We start from the raw sequence: 20,244 nt of genomic DNA on the forward strand, positions 1-20,244 counted from the left end.
TACTATTAGACGATTTACGATGTACGATTGGGATTGCTTTGGCTTGTGGCGGTTTATTGTCTAAAGTAACTCTAATCGTACATCGTACGTCGTCAAATCGTAAATATATAAAATTGTAAATAAAAGAATTGATGAAAAAGATTTTATTGTTAGGTTCCGGTGAGTTGGGCAAGGAGTTTGTTATTTCTGCCCAACGTAAGGGCCAGTATATCATTGCTTGCGACTCGTATGCCGGAGCGCCTGCCATGCAAGTGGCAGATGAATGTGAGGTATTCAGCATGCTCGATGGAGATGCTTTGGAACGTGTAGTACGCAAACACCAGCCGGATATTATTGTTCCGGAAATTGAGGCTATCCGTACGGAACGTCTGTATGATTTCGAGAAAGAAGGCATTCAGGTAGTGCCCAGTGCACGCGCCGTGAACTTTACCATGAACCGTAAAGCCATACGTGACCTTGCAGCTAAAGAGCTGGGATTGAAGACTGCTAAATATTTTTATGCCAAATCTTTGGATGAACTGAAAGCTGCTGCTGAAAAGATAGGTTTCCCGTGTGTGGTGAAACCGCTGATGTCCTCTTCCGGTAAAGGCCAGTCTCTCGTAAAGAGTGCCGACGAACTGGAGCATGCCTGGGAGTATGGCTGTAATGGTAGCCGTGGAGACATCAAAGAACTTATCATTGAAGAGTTCATCAAGTTCGACAGTGAGATAACACTGCTCACCGTAACACAGAAGAATGGTCCGACCTTGTTCTGCCCGCCTATCGGCCATGTACAGAAGGGTGGGGACTATCGTGAAAGCTTCCAGCCTGCCCATATTGACCCTGCCCATCTAAGGGAGGCGCAGGATATGGCAGAGAAAGTGACCCGTGCCTTGACCGGTGCCGGATTGTGGGGAGTGGAATTCTTTCTCAGCCATGAGAACGGTGTCTATTTCTCCGAACTCTCTCCACGTCCGCACGATACGGGTATGGTAACCCTGGCCGGAACCCAGAATCTGAATGAGTTTGAATTGCACTGTCGTGCGGTGCTTGGTCTGCCTATCCCTGGCATCAAGCAGGAGCGTATAGGAGCCAGTGCTGTCATCCTTTCTCCGATAGCCAGTCAGGAACGTCCCAATTATCGTGGCATGGAAGAGGTTACGAAAGAAGAGGATACTTATCTGCGTATTTTTGGTAAGCCTACTACCCGCGTAAACCGCCGTATGGGTGTAGTGCTGTGTTATGCACCTCTTGACAGTGATCTTGACACGCTGCGCGACAAAGCGAAGCGTATTGCTGATAGGGTAGAGGTATATTAATGATTAGTGATGAATGATTGGTGATTTGTTGATGAATGGATACCATCAACAAATCACCAATCGTCAGTATTAATCATTGAAAAAGAGTCCGGGATAAATCTCTCCTCCAAGTTCTGTTACATCGAGGCTTTGTAATAGTTTTCCATCCGGAGCATAGAACAGTTGGAATTCTTCATCGGAATTGTATTGTTCCACCTCAATTATTATCACTGTGGGATGTTTGGGAAAGGTGATGATTCTTATATCCCTTAATCTCATGCCGGTCATTGTACTGCTCATGAATGCTTCTGCCACGGGAGCCGGCACTTTTTCCAGTGACTCTACATCCGTTTCAGTCATAACCCACTCCGCTTGTTTATTGAACCAGACATCAATTTCCTGACCATCTGCAATAAATTCTGCCACGTAGCAACCGGCCATTTGCTCCCATTCCACATCCGTTGCTTGAGGATAGAGCGTTTGAAAAGCTGTTTGTATATTTGCAGGAAGACGTCCTTCCGCAAAAGCGGACACCGACAGCAAGGCAAGTAGTCCTGCCAGAATACAGAATTTGAACTTTTTCATAATCAAGGTTGTTTTGAGTTTTCTGTAAGAACAACCTTGTTGTATTTTTGTTTCCGGAAATCAGTATATTGGTTGATGCATTTTTAAATATCAGTGAACTGGCCTTTGTATACAAAAGTTTTTTCTCCGAAATCCACTTCCGGTAATACGGCATCTTCCTTGAATAATCCGTAAACAGATGACCCCGAACCACTCATGGAGGCATATACAGCTCCTTGCCGGTACATCTCTTCCTTGATTTCTCCAATAGCCGGGAATTGGGGGAATACGCTTTCTTCAAAGTCATTGACCATTCGTCCGTTCCATTCTTCTACGGGAAGTTGGGCAATTTCTTTCAGGGACATTTCCGGATGATGCGGTTTTATTTTTGCAAAGGCATCCCGTGTAGAGACGAAAATGTCCGGCTTCACCAACCATATCCGATATCCTTTCAGTGAGAGGGGAAGGGGAGAAAATATGTTTCCGATACCTTCTGCGTAAGTCGGACGGTTTTTGATGAAGAAGGCACAATCGGCACCCAGCTTGGCGGCATACTCTTCCAGAGTGTCATCCGGCAGTCCGAGTTCAAACTTATTATTCAGAAGCTTCAGCATGAAGGCTGCATCGGCCGAACCGCCACCCAGTCCGGCTCCCGAGGGAATATGCTTGAAGAGATGAATATCTACCGGAGGAAGGTTGAACCGGTCATCCAGTAACTTGTAGGCTTTCACTACCAGGTTACTCTCTGCTTCTCCCTCAATTTCCAGACCTGCTTGATGCAGACGGAACTTTCCGTTTCCTTCGTTCAAGATATTGATTTCCAAAGCATCTTCTATGGGAACCGGATAGAAAATGGTTTCCAGATTATGGTATCCGTCCGGACGCTTTTCTGTGATATTCAGTCCCAGGTTTATTTTGGCATTTGGAAAAGTCAGCATGGCGTTGAAAATTAAGAATTAATAATTTAAAATTAAAAGGAGAAGCTATTGGAGTGCAGCTTCCGAAGACAAAGTTAGTGATTTCTGTTCATAGTAGATTGAAAACTTAACAATGATTTATTTACTGCTTATAAATAAATTCGCTTATCTTTGCCATACGAGCGAAGATAGGCTGCACCTCAACATAACTTTTTCATGCAAGCATGAAAGTTATGTATTCGGTTTGCACTATCTTTGCTTTCCCTTTCTAAAAGGGAAATTCATTTAATTTTTAATTTTCAATTATTAATTCTTAAAGTGGCAGAACAAAGAAGAACATCCCGTACTCCGAAAGGAAAGGCACCACAGCCCGTAACAGACTACGGACGTATCCAGCCGCAAGCGCCGGAGCTGGAAGAAGCAGTCTTGGGAGCCTTGATGATTGAGAAGGACGCTTATTCGCTGGTAAGTGAAATTCTTCGTCCGGAGTCATTCTATGAGCATAGGCATCAGTTGATATATTCCGCTATTACCGATTTGGCTGTAAATCAGAAGCCGGTCGACATCCTCACCGTGAAGGAGCAGCTTTCCAAGCGGGGAGAACTGGAGGAAGTGGGCGGACCGTTCTATATTACCCAACTCAGCAGTAAGGTGGCATCTTCTGCGCACATCGAATATCATGCCCGTATCATTGCGCAGAAAGCTTTGGCACGTGAATTGATTACTTTTACCAGTAATATCCAGAGCAAGGCTTTCGACGAGACGCTGGATGTGGACGATTTGATGCAGGAGGCCGAAGGAAAACTGTTCGAGATTTCCCAGCAGAACATGAAGAAGGATTATACACAAATTAATCCCGTCATTGCCGAAGCCTATGATTTGATTCAGAAAGCTGCTGCCCGTACCGATGGTTTGAGTGGCTTGGAAAGTGGGTATACCAAGCTGGACAAGATGACTTCCGGATGGCAGAAGTCCGACCTCATCATTATTGCAGCCCGTCCTGCCATGGGTAAAACGGCGTTCGTACTTTCCATGGCGAAAAACATTGCCGTGAATTTCCGCAATCCCGTAGCGCTGTTCTCGCTTGAAATGAGTAACGTGCAGCTGGTGAACCGTTTGATATCCAACGTGTGCGAGATTCCGAGTGAGAAAATCAAGAGTGGTCAGTTGGCGGACTATGAATGGCAGCAGTTGGATTACAAACTGCGTGACTTGCTGGATGCTCCGCTTTATGTGGACGATACGCCTTCTTTGTCGGTATTCGAACTCCGTACGAAGGCACGGCGTTTGGTACGTGAGCACGGAGTAAAGATTATCATCATCGACTACCTTCAGCTGATGAATGCAAGCGGAATGTCTTTCGGTAGCCGTCAGGAAGAAGTTAGTACCATTTCGCGCTCATTGAAAGGTTTGGCCAAGGAGCTGAACATTCCTATCATCGCTCTGTCGCAGTTGAACCGTGGTGTGGAGAACCGTGAAGGCGAGGAAGGCAAGCGTCCCCAGTTGAGTGACCTTCGTGAATCCGGTGCCATCGAGCAGGATGCCGATATGGTTTGCTTCATCCACCGTCCCGAATATTACAAGATTTATACTTCTGCCGATGGCAGTGACTTGCGCGGTATGGCGGAAATCATCATAGCAAAGCACCGTAACGGTGCCGTGGGGGATGTGCGTCTGAGGTTTATCGGACAGTACACCCGTTTCCAGAATCCCGAGGATGATATGGTTATTCCACCTCCGACGGAGGGTGGAGGAGCTACATTTGGTTCACGTATGAATGCGCCTATCGGAAGTACGGCAACACCGCCACCTCCATCGGCTGCTGATTTTCCGCCACAGACGGACAACCCGTTTGGAGGTGTGGGGGCGGACGGGCCATTGCCTTTCTGATGTATTTTTATGGCTACACCCTTTGCCTTGAATGCCTATACTATCGTAGAGTGATGGCTACACCTTTAGGTACAAAGGGTGTAGCCATTTAAAATGCTGTATTCGGGCCTATTTGCTTATTCTAAAACCTTCAATGTGGACAGTAAGAACGTCAATCTTATTTTTGCTCCCTTTTCCGTTTTGATTGTGCCTCGGGCATCTGCTGTTCTGTGTTTATTTTATCAGTGGATAGGGTATCTTGCTTTATTTCTTGTTCCTTTCTCAGCCGCTTGAGTTTCCATCTGTTCCAGAAAAGGAGCTCACTCCATTTGTTGAAATCCTTTTTGAAGATAATGCCAATACCTTGTGTTGTCAGATTTGTCCGGGTGTAGTAGCGGTCGTTCGTTTCGTTGTACGCTTTCAGGCGGATGTCTCCGGAACGGTTGACGAGCCATTCCGCTTCAAAGTCTCCCACAAAATTGGTATTTGCCATCGGATTATCACGATAACCAAAATTACCATTGATAAGTAGTCGGTTATTCAATAATTGTCCTGAAAGCATAGTCTCGAACTCCATGTCTGTCCAGCCTCTTTCACCGGTACTGAAATTGGTGCCGAAGTTCCAGTTATTGACATCGAGAATGTTCGATAAAGCGTTATTCAACTGTCCGGAAAGGGTGGATGAAACAACACTGGACATCATATTCGAATTCTGGGTGGCTCCTAAGTTTTCCGGGGTATAGAACTTGCCGATAGCCAACAGATAGAGTATCTGCATGTTCATTTGCTCGTCGGTAGGAATATAGTTACGGACAATGGCCTGCACTTCATCGCGTTCGTTGGGCAGTTCGATGTCGAATTTTACATCGGGTGAAGTCAATTGTCCGGTAAGGTCCATCATACAGTTCACTTTTACATTTGTCTGGCTGATGTAGCCGGAGGTTGCCTCGTTGGGCATTAGGTCATTTAAGGATGCTGAGTTGACCGTATAACCTGCTTTTATGTCCAGAGTGGCATCCAGTGGCGAGCCGTTGAATGTAATGGAACTTCCATCCCTGATAATAAAGTCCTTTCGGATAACCTCTTGCAGACTGAATTTATAGACTCCCTGGCTTATCCGGTAACTGCCAAACATCTTTACATCTCCTTTATTGAAGAACTCAGTACGGATATTTCCAGTTCCCCGTCCACTGATATAGTCGCCAGCGATAGGGTCCATGATAATCTTCATGGTAGCGTCGGGAGTGGCGTCTATCAAGAGATTCAGCCGGATATCAGTGTCGCTCTCTCTTTCTTCCTCGATTTCCTTTTGGGCAATTTCGTAGTCGGAAAGGCGGATAGAGTCTTGTACGGCACGGCGTGGTGTCTTGTCCACAAACTTGATGAACTGGTTGCTGACTGCTGTAGATACGTTATCTTTTATATAGGTAAAGGTAGTGTTGCGATTGGTAGTCATTGCAACATCAATGTTAACGCCATCTTGGGCATTACCGGCAATAGTGGCATTTCCCGTACCGTAGACGGTGCCGTAGAAGGGATAGTCCGGTGATTCTTTGGTATTCATCACCAGCATGTCGTTGACATTGAAATTGAAACGGTACTCCAGGTTCTTAAAATGCTGATAGTGCAGATAGCCGCTCATACTTCCTTGATGCCCTTGCGTGTCGAAAATGCGGTTGTTGCGGAAGGTCAACCCGCCGGGCTCGATGTAGATGCTGTCTTTGACGGAGAAAGTGGTGTTGAGCACGTCTACCTTCATAGAAGCATCGCCGAATACACGCCCTTCCATGGTGAGAGCCTTGAATTTGCCATAGAAATGTACATGGCCGGTAGCACGTCCGTTGAATTCGGGCGTGATGCTACTCATATAATGATGTATAAACTTCAAGTTGGTACCGTCCGCTTCAATTTGGAGATCCAATGAACTAGTGGGCTTCAAAGGATAGATATAGCCATACACATGGCTTTTGGCAATATCTTTCTCCCGGATATGGGCATCCAGATAGATGCCCTTCACGTCGTGGTGCCATTCTCCGTGTATGTTGGCATCACCCAGCAAGCCTTCGTTCAATCCGAGGTTGCGGATAAACAAGTCGGTGCTCATGACGGGGTTTTCCAATACTCCGCTGGCGAAAGCCGGACCGGTGGCTTCTCCTTTGAAATTGACTCCGAGGTCTGCAATGTCGAACACATAACCGATGTTGATTTCCTTCAAATCCAGACGTACTGTATCTTCGGGTTGTGGTGAAACGATACCATTGATACGCAAGTGCCGGTCTTTATGGCTGAAGTAGAAATCATTGACATACACTTTGCCGGAGTCGAGTACCACTTGGGAGGGATGTATATCCCATAGCGTATCGTTCAGTATCACGTTGGTGGGCTGGACATCAATGACGGTTTTTAAGGGGGGAAGTTTCCTCTTGTTTTCATTCGCTTCGTTCTGTTCACGGATGAAGTGGGCGACGGCGGCGAGTTTCCCGCTGTAGGTTACAGTGCTACTGTTACCCCAATTCAGCGTGGTCTGTATGTTATTGTTCCGGGCTTGCGCTTCTAAAGCTATATTGACAGCGCCGTTTGATTTGCGGTTGCTGAAGCGTAGGCGTGTATGGAACTGGTCACCGGGATTCTCGCAAAGGAACATTCCGGATTCGATGAATTTGTTTCCATAACGGAGACGGGGAAAATAGCCTTCTACGCGGAGCCGCTGTGCCTTGTCATTGAAGTATCCCTTAATGGTGGAATGGGTATATACTTTTACCGGAATCTGAAAGACGGTGGAGAACAGTTCCGTATTGTAAATGTGCATGTCAAAATGGAAATTGTTCTCTGTCTCTATGGGTTTCTTGTCTGGCAGAATCAGGGCGGGGATATAACGTCGCATGATATTCAGTACACTGGCAGGCAGGGTACGATAAGAGTAGTCACCTTCTATGCTACCTTGGAGAAAGTTGGATTGGATGGTCAGCCGTTTCTGGCCTTCGCTTTCTCTTATGGCAGATATCTTCAGATTGTCCAGGAAGTATTGTGTTTCCGGAGCTGCGAATAGTAAGCTGTCAACGTTGATTTCACCGTTCATCTCGTCAATGGAACCGCCGGTGAAGTCTGCCTTGACTTTGACTGATATTTCCGTATCTTCATAGTTGGGTGTAAGATGTAGGGCATGAGGACGAAATTTGTCGATGCTTGCCTGAAAGTTGAAAGTCGGTACCCGACTGGCGGTATTGATGGTGCCGTTCAAAATAACAGAACCATTGGTGTCATCCAAGGCGACTTTTCCCGTGAAGCCTCCCTGCTTGTATTCTCCATCCAGGGTGATATTTTCGTAATTGTAGTCGCTGTAATCAATGGAGGCAACCAGCCCTTTCAGCAGTACGGACGGGTATTGGTTTTCGTAATGGTTGCTGTTGACATCTAGATTGAAAGTTACTTTACCCAGTTTCTTGTTGCCCAGCATCTTGCCTAGCTCAAACTCTTTGGTTTTCACTGCACCGGAATAGGCAAAATAACCTTTATCTTTGTTAGAACTTAGTTTTACGTCAGTTTGGATGGTTCCGATGTCAGTGCGTACTTGTCCGTAAGTTACGAGGTCTGTGAAGTAGCCCGAGACTTCTCCACGGAAGGAAACCGTTCCTAAGTGTTGCAGGACGGGAGGTACTCCATTGTAGTTCTTGCTGAAATTCCGGACAAAGAAGGCAATTCCTTCCGGGTCTGCGTACAAATTGGACAAATTACCGAATACATAAGCATTTTCCGGATGGGAAAGGTCTTGTAGAGATACGTCTCCCCTCAGATAAAAATGATTTCCGACAGAGACGGAAAGGTGCGGGCAATTCAGTTGATTGATGGTGCCGTCCGTCTGTACCTCTACTTGCAATTTTTCCTTGAAAGAACCAAAAGCCGGAACAAAAGCCGATAAATCCTGCAAGGCGATTTGAGAGGGCAGCAAATGGAATGAGAAACGGACATCTTGGGCAAGATTGTCAAACGCCCCCAGACTGTCATAATCCATGTGTATAGTATCCATTGCCAAAGAGGTGTTGGGGAGGTCGATAGCGAAATTTTCGATTTTCATCCGTTGGTCATTGCCGATAACCTTTAGACTTAGTTTCTTCAATTCAAATCCGGAATGTTCTTCTTCGATGCTCAGACGCTTGATGGCGGCATTGATAGAATCATTTTGTAATGCTTTTAGGGAGATGTTTGCAATAATGTTACGTAAACGGAGATGCTGTGGATTGAATTTTCCCGGAGTCTCTTTCTCGGACAGCACATCATACGAAACCTTTCCGCGGCGTATCAGTAAGGAATTGATACGGAGATCCAGGTTGTTTTTCTTTTGAACTGTATCTTTGGATGCGAATGCGTCGAGTACAAACTGAAAATTAGGTTTATCCTTGGGAGTCTGCTTGCTTAGATTGATGTTAAAGCCGAACAATTGTATGTTACTAATGGATATTTTGCCGCTGAATAGGGGGAGAATATCGAATTTGGCAGAAAGACGGGTCACTTTCAGCATTTCCTTGCCGGATTGGTCGTCCAGGAGCAGGTCGTCGATGATGATGCGGTTCAACAATCCTATGTTTATTCGCCCGATGGAAATCTTGCTGTCCAGTATGGAAGCCAGTTCATTGGCAACAAATACAGACATTTGTCGCTGAACGGATGGAATGTTCAGCAACAATATGGTACCAATGTACAATCCCAATACAATACCGAGTACCCAGCGTACTGTTTTTTTTAGCTTTCTGATAGGCGGTTAATTTTTATAATCAGCCAACAAAAATATGAAATAATACGTTATGAATCGTACTTTTATCACTACTTTTGCAGCGTTTAAACGTAAATAAACATTATGAGTACAATAATCTTGGGAATAGAATCTTCTTGTGATGACACTTCTGCAGCTGTCATCAAAGATGGTTATCTGCTTTCGAATGTGGTGGCCAGCCAAGCTGTGCATGAAGCATACGGTGGGGTAGTGCCTGAACTGGCTTCCCGCGCGCACCAACAAAATATAGTTCCGGTAGTGCATGAGGCATTGAAACGCGCCGGAGTAACCAAAGAGGAATTGAGTGCTGTGGCCTTTACGCGTGGACCGGGATTGATGGGATCATTGTTGGTGGGGGTATCTTTCGCCAAAGGGTTCGCCCGTTCATTAGGCATTCCAATGATTGATGTTAATCATTTGACCGGTCATGTGTTAGCTCATTTTATTAAAGCAGAAGGTGAAGATAATGTGCAGCCGGAATTTCCTTTCCTCTGCTTGCTGGTTTCCGGTGGAAACTCACAGATTATCTTGGTGAAAGCCTATAACGATATGGAAATTTTGGGGCAGACTATTGATGATGCCGCCGGTGAAGCCATTGACAAATGCTCGAAGGTAATGGGATTGGGATATCCGGGTGGTCCGATTATTGACAAACTGGCTCGGCAAGGTAATCCTAAAGCCTTCTCGTTCAGCAAACCGCATATTCCAGGGTTGGATTATAGTTTCAGCGGACTTAAGACCTCGTTTCTTTACTCTCTGCGCGACTGGATGAAGGACGACCCCGATTTCATCGAACATCACAAGACGGATTTGGCGGCATCACTGGAAGCTACCGTTGTAGATATCTTGATGGATAAGTTGCGCAAAGCTGCCAAACAATATAAAATAAAGGAAGTGGCTGTTGCAGGAGGCGTTTCTGCCAATAACGGATTGCGTAATGCTTTCCGTGAGCATGCCGGGAAGTATGGTTGGAAAATATTTATTCCGAAGTTCAGCTACACAACGGATAACGCTGCCATGATTGCCATTACCGGATACTTCAAGTATATGGATAAGGATTTTTGTCCGATGGAAGCACCTGCTTATTCACGCGTAACTTTAGGATAATATATAATAAGGTATGAAGTTGGAAGAAAAGGTAGGAGAGCTGCTGAAAGCAAAGAAATTGTCCCTTTCCACCGCAGAAAGTTGTACGGGTGGAGGGATTGCCGCTCTGATTACTTCCGTTCCCGGCAGTTCGGAATACTTTAATGGTAGTATAGTGGCGTATTCCAATGAAATAAAGATGTCTTTGTTGCATGTATCTGCCGAAACATTGGAAAAATATGGAGCAGTAAGTCGTGAAACTGTTACAGAAATGGTGAAAGGTGCGATGAAAACGCTGAAAACAGATTGTGCAGTGGCTACTTCCGGTATTGCAGGTCCTGGAGGTGGGACTCCGGAAAAACCAGTGGGTACGGTGTGGATAGCTGCTGCCTATAAAAATGAAATAGTTGCCATGAAGCAGGAGGGGGACGAGGGAAGAAAGGGAAATGTGGAAAAAGCAATTCAAAATGCCCTTTTGTTGCTTTGTGAGAAGCTGAAATGAGGAAAAAATGCTATCATACAGTGAATTATTTTAAGAAAAACTTGTTTGGTAACGATAAAAGTGCTTACTTTGCGCTCTGTTTGAAATAGGCAAAAAAGAAAACTATAAAATTAAGATAGAAATGTCAAAGATTTGTCAAATTACCGGAAAGAAGGCCATGATTGGCAACAATGTTTCACACTCAAAGAGAAGAACAAAGAGAACCTTTGATTTGAACTTGTTTAACAAGAAGTTCTACTATGTAGAGCAGGATTGCTGGATCAGCCTTAGCATTTGCGCTAATGGTTTGCGCATTATTAATAAGAAAGGACTGGACGCTGCTTTGAAAGATGCGGTAGCTAAAGGTTATTGTGATTGGAAAAGCATTAAAGTTATTGGCTAAAGTAGAGGAGAATACTGATTATGGCAAAGAAAGCAAAAGGTAACAGAGTACAGGTGATTCTGGAATGCACAGAACACAAGGATAGCGGTATGCCGGGTACTTCTCGTTATATTACGACGAAGAACAGAAAGAATACCACAGAGAGATTGGAGTTGAAGAAATACAATCCGATTCTGAAGAGAGTGACAGTACATAAAGAAATTAAATAATAAATCTATAACTTATGGCAAAGAAAGCGGTAGCAACCTTGCACGAAGGAAGCAAAGAAGGACGTTCTTATACAAAGGTTATCAAAATGGTGAAGTCTCCTAAGACTGGTGCTTACATCTTTGATGAACAGATGGTCCGTAATGAAGATGTTCAGAACTTCTTTAAGAAATAAGATAAATACAGTGGCTGTAAAGCGCTGATGACTTATAAAGATCCCCCTTGTCGGTATTTCCGGTAAGGGGATTTCTTTTTAAAAAGAGGACGAAGTTTTTAATATTCGTCAGTTTTGTTATATCTTTGCTGAAAATGCGAAGATAGGCTGCACCTCGGCATAAAAAATGAACGGGTTCATTTTATTCTGCATCCGGTTTGCACTATCTTTGCAGGGAATGCGAAAACAGGTTGCATAAAAATAATTAGTGTATGGGATTTTTTAGTTTTTTCTCCAAGGAAAAAAAGGAAACATTAGATAAAGGATTATCTAAGACCAAAGAAAGTGTGTTTGGCAAGATTGCGCGTGCTGTGGCAGGAAAGTCAAAAGTTGATGATGAAGTATTGGATAATCTGGAAGAGGTGTTGATAACTTCGGATGTGGGCGTGGAAACGACACTGAAAATTATTGAACGTATCGAAAAGCGTGCAGCAGCCGACAAATATATGAATGCCACTGAGCTGAATCATATTTTACGTGATGAAATCGCAGCGTTGCTTACAGAGAATAATTCGGAGGATGTGGATGACTTTGAAGCACCGATTGCGAAGAAACCATACGTCATTATGGTAGTGGGCGTCAATGGTGTAGGGAAGACTACTACGATTGGCAAACTGGCTTATCAGTTCAAGAAAGCCGGAAAGTCTGTTTATCTGGGTGCTGCCGATACTTTCCGTGCTGCTGCTGTGGAGCAGTTGGTGATATGGGGTGAACGGGTAGGTGTGCCTGTTGTAAAGCAGAAAATGGGTGCTGACCCGGCTTCTGTCGCTTTTGACACACTGAGTTCCGCAACTGCCAATAATGCCGATGTGGTAATTATAGATACGGCAGGACGCCTTCATAATAAAGTCGGTTTGATGAATGAACTGACGAAAATCAAGAATGTGATGAAGAAGGTTGTTCCTGATGCTCCGAATGAGGTGTTGCTTGTGTTGGATGGCTCAACCGGACAGAATGCATTCGAACAAGCCAAGCAGTTCACTCTGGCAACGGAGGTTACGGCAATGGCTGTTACAAAGTTGGACGGAACAGCCAAGGGTGGCGTAGTCATCGGCATTTCAGACCAGTTTAAAATTCCGGTTAAATATATTGGATTGGGTGAAGGAATGGAAGATTTGCAGGTGTTCCGTAAAAAGGAATTTGTTGATTCACTGTTCGGGGAGAATGCATGAAACGGAAGACTATAGATATCATCACTTTAGGATGTTCTAAAAACCTGGTGGATTCGGAACATTTGATGCGTCAGTTGGAGGAAGTGGGATTCCATGTGACACATGATGCGGAAAGACCGAAGGGACAGATTGCCGTAATCAATACTTGCGGTTTCATCGGTGACGCCAAGGAGGAATCCATTAATATGATTCTGGAATTTGCGCAGGCCAAGGAGGAAGGAAACTTGGAGAAGCTTTATGTAATGGGTTGCCTTTCGGAACGTTATCTGAAGGAATTGGCCGTTGAAATTCCCCAGGTGGATAAATTCTATGGTAAATTCAATTGGAGAGAGTTGCTGCAGGATTTGGGAAAGGCCTATCATGACGAGCTGCACATAGAGCGCACATTGACCACTCCCAAGCATTATGCCTATTTGAAGATATCCGAAGGGTGTGACCGTAAATGTTCTTATTGCGCTATTCCCATCATTACGGGAAGGCATGTGTCGCGCCCGATGGAGGAGATACTTGACGAGGTGAAGTATCTGGTTGCACGGGGTGTAAAGGAATTCCAGGTTATAGCCCAGGAGTTGACCTATTACGGAGTAGATTTATATAAGAAGCAAATGTTGCCCGAGCTTGTTGAGCGGATTTCGGATATTCCCGGAGTGGAGTGGATACGCTTGCATTATGCCTATCCGGCACATTTTCCGGCTGATTTATTCCGTGTGATGCGCGAGCGTGACAATGTATGCAAATATATGGATATTGCCCTGCAACATATCAGTGACAATATGCTGCAAAAGATGCGTCGCCATGTGACGAAGGATGAGACGTATAAGCTGATAGAACAATTCCGTGAGGAGGTTCCCGGTATTCATCTCCGTACTACACTGATGGTGGGGCATCCAGGAGAAACTGAAGCCGATTTTGAGGAGCTGAAAGAGTTTGTCCGTAAAGTGCGTTTCGATAGAATGGGGGCTTTTGCGTATTCGGAAGAAGAAGGGACGTATGCCGCTGCTGAATATGAGGATTCTATTCCCCAGGAAGTGAAACAAGCGCGCTTGGATGAGTTAATGTCTATTCAACAAGGCATTTCAGGGGAGTTGAGTGCGGAGAAAGTAGGCAGGCAGATGAAAGTAATCATTGACCGGCTGGAAGGCGAATATTATATTGGACGTACAGAATTTGATTCTCCCGAAGTGGATCCTGAGGTTTTGATTGAGCGTGGAGACAGGGCGTTGCATATAGGTAACTTTTACCACGTAGAGATAGTAAATTCCGATGATTTCGACCTTTTTGGACGAATAATTTAAAGATTTTTCCTTATCTTCTTGCATATGTGAAGAAGATTTGCTAATATAGCACCGTAGTTCAATTTAAAGGCTTACATTTTGAATAACAAAGAGTTTACTTCTGAATTGTCGCGGAGGTTAGGGTACACATTGAAAGATACTTCTGAGCTGGTTGCTTCATTGCTGGCAGATATGACACGGCAGTTGGAGGAGGGGAATATTATCTCTATACAAGGGTTCGGTACATTCGAAGTGAAAAAGAAGGCAGAGCGTATATCTGTGAATCCGACTACAAAGCAACGTATGCTGGTGCCTCCCAAATTGGTGTTGACCTATAAGCCGAGTACATTGTTAAAGGATAAGTTTAAGTAACCGGCTTTTAAAAAATCTCCCGTATTATGAATGAGAAACTGAACATACAAGACCTGATTGACACGCTGGCTGAAAGGCATGGCATGAGCAAGAAGAATGCGGATAGTTTTGTGAAAGAATTCTTCCAGCTGATTGAGGAGTCTTTGGAGAAGGACAAATATGTGAAGATACGAGGTTTGGGGACTTTCAAGCTGATAGATGTCGGGAGTCGTGAAAGCGTTAATGTGAATACGGGGGAAAGGTTTGAGATACAAGGGCATACAAAAGTGTCGTTTACACCGGAACCGGCTTTGAAAGATATTATCAATAGACCATTTTCGCATTTTGAAACTGTAGTTTTGAATGACGCTACGGTGCTTGAGGACACCCTGCAGGAAAATGACAGTGAAGATGATGAAGATACTGAAATCAAAACTCCGGAACAAGAGGTGGAGGAGAAGGTTGCCTTAGTGGAAGAAGCCACGATAGAAGAACCTTTGGTGGAAACTGTAGTCGAAGAGCCGTTAGTTGAGCCCGAACCGGAAGTTGAAGAGGAGAAACCGGAAAAAACTGAACCTGAAGCAATGCCTGAAAATATAGTTGCTGTTGAACCGGAACCGTCTGAGCCAGTGATAAAAGATACGGCAGATTCTTCGACTATGAAATATTTTATAGGCATCGTTGTATTTGTAGTGTTGTTGTGTGGTGGTGCCGTAGCTTTCATGTATTATCCGGACTTGCTTGACAAACTTACTGCAAAGCCTCTTGTAGAAGAGGTTGCAGACTCGGATGTGAAGGAATCTGTTACTGAAAAGGTGGATGTCCCTGCCGGTCAAGACAATATTGCCTTGACAGACAGCATTGTTTCAAAAGATGTTGTAGTTCCTGCCCGGACAGATACTGTGGCAGAAACTGTTGCTACAACAACTCCTGCGCTTACAACAACTCCAAAGGAAAATGTACAGGCACAGTCTCCCGCTCCTAAAAAAGAGCAGAAAAAGACAGTTGCACCGTTTGAACCGGATTCTGTGGGGTATACGATTGTGGGAACAGAAACCACTTATACCATCAAGGAAGGGGAAACGCTGACTAGGGTAGCGCTTCGTTTTTATGGGACAAAAGCTCTTTGGCCTTATATCGTGAAGCATAATCCCGGCGTAATCAAGAATCCGGATAATGTACCTTATGGTACCACTATCAAGATACCGAAATTAGCCAAGAAGCAGTAAAAAATTACTGCTTCTTTTTTGTTAAATACTAAACTCTATGAAAGTAGTTTAATCTAAAAGGTTTCGCATAGTTTTTTAATAAAAATTAGTTGGTATGGTTAATTTATTCCCGTACTTTTGGGAGCGAAAAAAATAATTGCCGGTTCAAAACCGGATAAATGAAGAAATTAAACATTAAAAAATAGATTGATTTATGGCTGAAACAATTGACATCCGCGAACTGAATGAGCGGATTGAAAGACAAAGTGCTTTCGTTACCAATCTTACCACAGGTATGGACCAGGTCATTGTAGGACAAAAGCATCTGGTAGAGTCGTTGTTAATTGGTTTGTTGTCCGATGGACATGTGTTGTTGGAAGGTGTGCCCGGTTTGGCAAAGACTTTAGCTATCAAGACGCTTGCTTCGTTGATTGATGCGCAATACAGCCGCATTCAGTTTACGCCTGACTTGTTGCCTGCCGACGTAATAGGTACAATGGTTTACAGCCAGAAGGATGAAACGTTCCAAGTAAAAAAAGGTCCGGTCTTCGCAAACTTTGTTTTGGCTGATGAAATCAACCGTGCTCCGGCCAAAGTACAGAGTGCTTTGCTGGAAGCCATGCAGGAACGTCAAGTTACTATCGGCAATGAAACTTTCGGGTTGCCCAAACCATTCCTGGTGCTTGCCACACAGAATCCTATCGAGCAGGAAGGTACTTATCCGCTGCCCGAAGCGCAAGTGGACCGTTTCATGCTGAAAGTCGTAATAGACTATCCGAAGCTGGAAGAGGAGAAACTGATTATCCGTCAGAATATCAATGGTGATAAATTTGAAGTGAAGCCCATTTTGAAGGCAGACGAAATTATTGAAGCTCGTAAAGTGGTTCGCCAGGTGTATCTGGATGAGAAAATAGAAAAATATATTGTTGATATTGTATTTGCTACCCGTTATCCGGAAAAATATGATTTAAAAGAACTGAAAGACATGATTGGTTTCGGCGGTTCGCCCCGTGCTTCCATCAACTTGGCCTTGGCTGCCCGTAGCTACGCGTTCATCAAGCGTCGCGGTTATGTCATTCCGGAGGATGTGCGCGCTGTGGCACACGACGTACTTCGCCACCGTATCGGCTTGACTTACGAGGCGGAAGCCAGCAATATGACATCTGATGAAATCGTCAGCAAGATACTGAACAAGGTTGAAGTGCCCTAACGCATAATAGAGGTTTTCGTAAACTTGAGGTTTACAATCCTATACCTGAGGTTTAGCGTCGTAAACCTTAGGGTTGAGTACCGAAAACCTCACCCCTTTTCATAGGGAAGTTTCTGTTATAAACTAAATTGCGCTTGTGTGCTTAAATGAGATTATTAAAATAAATCAATGGAAACAACAGAACTTTTGAAGAAAGTCCGTCAGATTGAGATAAAGACGCGCGGATTGTCCAACAATATCTTTGCCGGGCAGTATCACTCTGCCTTCAAGGGTAGAGGTATGGCATTCTCCGAGGTGCGCGAGTATCAGTTTGGCGATGACATACGCGACATTGACTGGAATGTGACCGCCCGCTTCAACAAGCCTTACGTCAAGGTGTTTGAGGAGGAGCGCGAATTGACAGTGATGTTGTTGGTAGATGTTTCCGGTAGTTTGGAGTTCGGTACGGTAAAGCAGATGAAGAAGGATATGGTGACGGAAATTGCCGCTACACTGGCATTCTCTGCCATTCAGAATAATGACAAGATTGGTGTCATCTTCTTTTCGGACCGGATTGAGAAGTTTATTCCGCCCAAGAAGGGACGTAAGCATATACTTTACATCATCCGCGAACTGATAGATTTTCATGCGGAAAGCCGGAGGACGAACATCCGTTTGGGATTGGAATATCTGACGAATGTGATGAAACGCCGTTGCACGGCATTTGTCTTGTCCGACTTCATCGACCAGGAAAGTTTCAAGAACGCCATGACCATTGCCAATCGTAAGCATGACCTGGTTGCCGTTCAGGTGTACGACCGTCGTGTGGAAGAATTGCCACCCGTGGGACTGATGAAGATTAGGGATGCCGAGACGGGACATGAGCAGTGGATTGACACCTCCTCGCGTGCCGTGCGCCGTGCCCATCATGATTGGTGGGTGAACAAGCAGGCGGAATTGAATGAAACGTTTACCAAGAGTAATGTCGACAATGTGTCGGTACGTACCGACCAGGATTATGTCAAGGCATTGATGAATTTGTTTGCGAAACGAAATTAATCGGAAAATGAAAAGATATTTATTTCTGATAGCGTTATTGATAGCATGGTCGGGAAGGGTAGTAGCCCAGTCGGTAACGGTAGATGCTACGATTGACTCTTTGCAGATTCTTATTGGAGAGCAGGCAAAGATAAAGCTTCAAGTATCTCTGGATGCCGATAAGCGTGCCATATTCCCGGTATATACCGATACGCTGGTGAATGGGGTTGAAATTATTGATGTGGCCAAGCTGGATACGCAACTGCTGAATGATGGCCGGCGTGCATTGATAACTCAAGAGTATACAGTTACCTCTTTCGACTCGGCTCTTTATTATCTGCCGCCTATGGAAGTGACAGTGGATAATGAGAAGTATCGCTCCAAAGCGTTGGCCTTGAAAGTATATTCGGTGAATGTCCCGTTAGATCCGGAGAATCCGGAACAGTTCTTCGGTCCCAAAACAGTGATGCAAGCGCCTTTTGCCTGGGAAGACTGGTATGGTCTTATGGCTTGTGGTGCGCTGATTATCCCGATAGGGATATTACTTGTCTATCTGATAATGCGCTTCTTCGACAATAAGCCTATTATCCGTAAGGTGAAGGTAGAACCTAAGCTGCCTCCCCATCAGTTGGCTATGCAGGAGATAGAACGTATCAAGAATGAGAAGGTATGGCAGAAAGGGGAACCGAAGGAATATTATACGGAATTGACTGATGCTCTTCGTACATATATAAAAGACCGTTTTGGTTTCAATGCTTTGGAAATGACTTCTACGGAAATCATAGATAAGTTGCTGGAAATGAAAGATAAGGAAGCTATATCAGATTTGCGTGAATTGTTCCAGACTGCTGATTTGGTGAAATTTGCCAAGCATAATCCATTGATGAACGAAAATGACGCTAACTTGATTAATGCCATTGACTTTATTAATGAAACCAAGGAGAAAGAAGAGGAGAATGCCAAGCCGCAGCCTACTGAGATTACCATTATCGAGAAACGTTCTTTGCGTACCAAGATTTTGCTGGGAGCGGGTATTGTGGTGTTGGCTGTAGCTCTTGCCTGTTCATTGATATATATCGGATTGGAGTTGTATAATTATTTTGCTTAATGCTGGAAAAGTGACTTCAATCGGATATACATGAGTGAAAAATGAAGGATGTTTGGAGCGAAGCTGAATTGTAAATCGTTAAATCGTACATAAATATGGTTTTTGCCAATATTGAATATTTATTTTTGCTGCTGTTGCTTATACCTTATATAGTATGGTATATTATGAAGCGGAAGAGTAGTGAAGCTACGCTTCAGATTTCGGATGCCCGTGTGTATGCCCATACCCCTAAAAGCTATAAGAACTATTTGTTGCATGTACCGTTTGTATTGCGGATAATTGCCTTGATACTGATTATTCTTGTTTTGGCACGTCCGCAAACCACCGATAGCTGGCAGAACAGTGAGATTGAGGGTATTGATATCATGCTTGCTATGGACGTTTCTACCAGTATGCTGGCCGAAGACCTGAAACCTAATCGGTTGGAAGCGGCGAAGGATGTGGCGGCAGAGTTTATTAACGGACGTCCGAATGACAATATAGGTATAACTTTGTTTGCTGGAGAAAGCTTTACGCAATGTCCGTTGACAGTAGACCATGCCGTATTGTTGAACTTGCTTAAAGATATGAAGTGTGGGCTGATTGAAGACGGAACGGCAATCGGTATGGGTATTGCCAATGCCGTTACCCGTTTGAAGGATAGCAAGGCAAAGTCGAAAGTCATTATTCTGCTGACGGACGGTGTCAATAATAAAGGTGATATTTCTCCTTTGACGGCTGCTGAAATAGCCAAGAGTTTTGGCATTCGCGTTTATACTATTGGGGTAGGAACCAATGGTATGGCTCCTTATCCTTATCCGGTAGGCGGAACAGTGCAATATGTCAATATGCCCGTCGAAATTGATGAAAAGACTTTGACACAGATTGCCGGAACAACGGAAGGTAACTATTTCCGTGCCACCAGCAACTCGAAGTTGAAGGAAGTGTACGAGGAGATAGACAAGCTGGAGAAAACAAAATTGAATGTAAAAGAATACAGCAAGCGCCAGGAAGAGTACCGCTGGTTTGCGTTGGCTGCTTTCTTGTGTGTATTACTGGAGGTACTGTTACGCAACTCTATATTGAAGAAGATACCGTAAAAACGGAGAATGTCTTTTAGTGTATCAGTCATTGCG

Annotated in this window: 18 protein-coding genes; 15 read left to right on the top strand and 3 right to left on the bottom strand. The window is 44.4% G+C overall.

Translation table 11 applies throughout. The features are described from left to right. Positions 1–131: 131 nt before the first annotated feature. The gene (gene purT, locus DWZ03_RS03470) at positions 132–1,298 is read left to right on the top strand and encodes a formate-dependent phosphoribosylglycinamide formyltransferase (RefSeq protein WP_005827720.1); all 1,167 of its coding nucleotides are present in this window, start codon (positions 132–134) and stop codon (positions 1,296–1,298) included. A gap of 69 nt (positions 1,299–1,367) precedes the next feature. On the opposite strand, the gene DWZ03_RS03475 is transcribed toward purT, so the two are convergent. Then, positions 1,368–1,862 carry a PepSY-like domain-containing protein gene (locus tag DWZ03_RS03475; protein ID WP_005827722.1) on the bottom strand — a complete coding sequence of 165 codons (495 nt, stop codon included), beginning with the start codon at positions 1,860–1,862 and terminating at the stop codon, positions 1,368–1,370. A gap of 83 nt (positions 1,863–1,945) precedes the next feature. Next, a complete protein-coding gene (gene ispE / locus DWZ03_RS03480) occupies positions 1,946–2,779 on the bottom strand; it encodes a 4-(cytidine 5'-diphospho)-2-C-methyl-D-erythritol kinase (RefSeq protein WP_016273799.1) in 834 nt (277 codons plus the stop codon). Positions 2,780–3,076: 297 nt separating this feature from the next. On the opposite strand from ispE, the gene dnaB reads away from it, so the two are divergent. Further along, positions 3,077–4,648, top strand: coding sequence for a replicative DNA helicase (gene dnaB / locus DWZ03_RS03485; protein WP_022402387.1), 1,572 nt, complete (start codon positions 3,077–3,079; stop codon positions 4,646–4,648). A 157-nt stretch (positions 4,649–4,805) separates the two neighbouring features. Here dnaB and DWZ03_RS03490 read toward each other — a convergent pair whose 3' ends face one another. Continuing rightward, on the bottom strand, positions 4,806–9,278 hold the full coding sequence (locus tag DWZ03_RS03490; protein WP_022402388.1) for a translocation/assembly module TamB domain-containing protein: 4,473 nt from the start codon (positions 9,276–9,278) through the stop codon (positions 4,806–4,808). Positions 9,279–9,482: 204 nt separating this feature from the next. On the opposite strand from DWZ03_RS03490, the gene tsaD reads away from it, so the two are divergent. The 13 genes from tsaD (at position 9,483) to DWZ03_RS03555 (ending at position 20,208) form a co-directional block, all read left to right on the top strand. Beyond that, positions 9,483–10,505 (top strand): tRNA (adenosine(37)-N6)-threonylcarbamoyltransferase complex transferase subunit TsaD, encoded by a 1,023-nt coding sequence (gene tsaD / locus DWZ03_RS03495; protein ID WP_005827731.1) that lies wholly within the window; start codon positions 9,483–9,485, stop codon positions 10,503–10,505. Between the two features lie 13 nt (positions 10,506–10,518). Continuing rightward, the gene (locus DWZ03_RS03500) at positions 10,519–10,986 is read left to right on the top strand and encodes a CinA family protein (RefSeq protein ID WP_022402389.1); all 468 of its coding nucleotides are present in this window, start codon (positions 10,519–10,521) and stop codon (positions 10,984–10,986) included. Positions 10,987–11,107: 121 nt separating this feature from the next. Continuing rightward, entirely contained in the window at positions 11,108–11,368 is a 261-nt protein-coding gene (rpmB, locus tag DWZ03_RS03505) for a 50S ribosomal protein L28 (protein WP_004291052.1), read from the top strand. A gap of 20 nt (positions 11,369–11,388) precedes the next feature. Continuing rightward, positions 11,389–11,577 carry a 50S ribosomal protein L33 gene (gene rpmG, locus DWZ03_RS03510; RefSeq protein ID WP_002560155.1) on the top strand — a complete coding sequence of 63 codons (189 nt, stop codon included), beginning with the start codon at positions 11,389–11,391 and terminating at the stop codon, positions 11,575–11,577. A 14-nt stretch (positions 11,578–11,591) separates the two neighbouring features. Then, positions 11,592–11,750, top strand: a complete 159-nt coding sequence (locus tag DWZ03_RS03515; RefSeq protein ID WP_005827735.1) for a DUF4295 domain-containing protein — start codon at positions 11,592–11,594, stop codon at positions 11,748–11,750. Positions 11,751–12,001: 251 nt separating this feature from the next. Beyond that, the gene (gene ftsY / locus DWZ03_RS03520) at positions 12,002–12,961 is read left to right on the top strand and encodes a signal recognition particle-docking protein FtsY (RefSeq protein ID WP_005827738.1); all 960 of its coding nucleotides are present in this window, start codon (positions 12,002–12,004) and stop codon (positions 12,959–12,961) included. Continuing rightward, the gene (gene rimO, locus DWZ03_RS03525; RefSeq protein WP_005837204.1) at positions 12,958–14,256 is read left to right on the top strand and encodes a 30S ribosomal protein S12 methylthiotransferase RimO; all 1,299 of its coding nucleotides are present in this window, start codon (positions 12,958–12,960) and stop codon (positions 14,254–14,256) included. The genes ftsY and rimO overlap by 4 nt, the downstream gene beginning before the upstream one ends. 78 nt (positions 14,257–14,334) lie before the next feature. After that, entirely contained in the window at positions 14,335–14,607 is a 273-nt protein-coding gene (locus DWZ03_RS03530; RefSeq protein WP_005827742.1) for an HU family DNA-binding protein, read from the top strand. A gap of 26 nt (positions 14,608–14,633) precedes the next feature. Continuing rightward, positions 14,634–15,815 carry an HU family DNA-binding protein gene (locus tag DWZ03_RS03535; protein ID WP_005837202.1) on the top strand — a complete coding sequence of 394 codons (1,182 nt, stop codon included), beginning with the start codon at positions 14,634–14,636 and terminating at the stop codon, positions 15,813–15,815. A gap of 193 nt (positions 15,816–16,008) precedes the next feature. Continuing rightward, positions 16,009–17,004: an AAA family ATPase gene (locus tag DWZ03_RS03540; protein ID WP_005827745.1), complete on the top strand. Its 996-nt coding sequence runs from the start codon at positions 16,009–16,011 to the stop codon at positions 17,002–17,004. Between the two features lie 168 nt (positions 17,005–17,172). Further along, on the top strand, positions 17,173–18,042 hold the full coding sequence (locus tag DWZ03_RS03545) for a DUF58 domain-containing protein (RefSeq protein ID WP_005827747.1): 870 nt from the start codon (positions 17,173–17,175) through the stop codon (positions 18,040–18,042). A 7-nt stretch (positions 18,043–18,049) separates the two neighbouring features. Continuing rightward, positions 18,050–19,129, top strand: a complete 1,080-nt coding sequence (locus DWZ03_RS03550) for a hypothetical protein (RefSeq protein ID WP_035448568.1) — start codon at positions 18,050–18,052, stop codon at positions 19,127–19,129. Positions 19,130–19,224: 95 nt separating this feature from the next. After that, complete coding sequence (locus tag DWZ03_RS03555; RefSeq protein ID WP_117681144.1) at positions 19,225–20,208, top strand: vWA domain-containing protein; 984 nt, start codon at positions 19,225–19,227, stop codon at positions 20,206–20,208. Positions 20,209–20,244: the final 36 nt, after the last annotated feature.

The organism is Bacteroides sp. AF29-11, from assembly GCF_003602895.1.
GTDB classification, from domain to species: domain Bacteria; phylum Bacteroidota; class Bacteroidia; order Bacteroidales; family Bacteroidaceae; genus Bacteroides; species Bacteroides uniformis.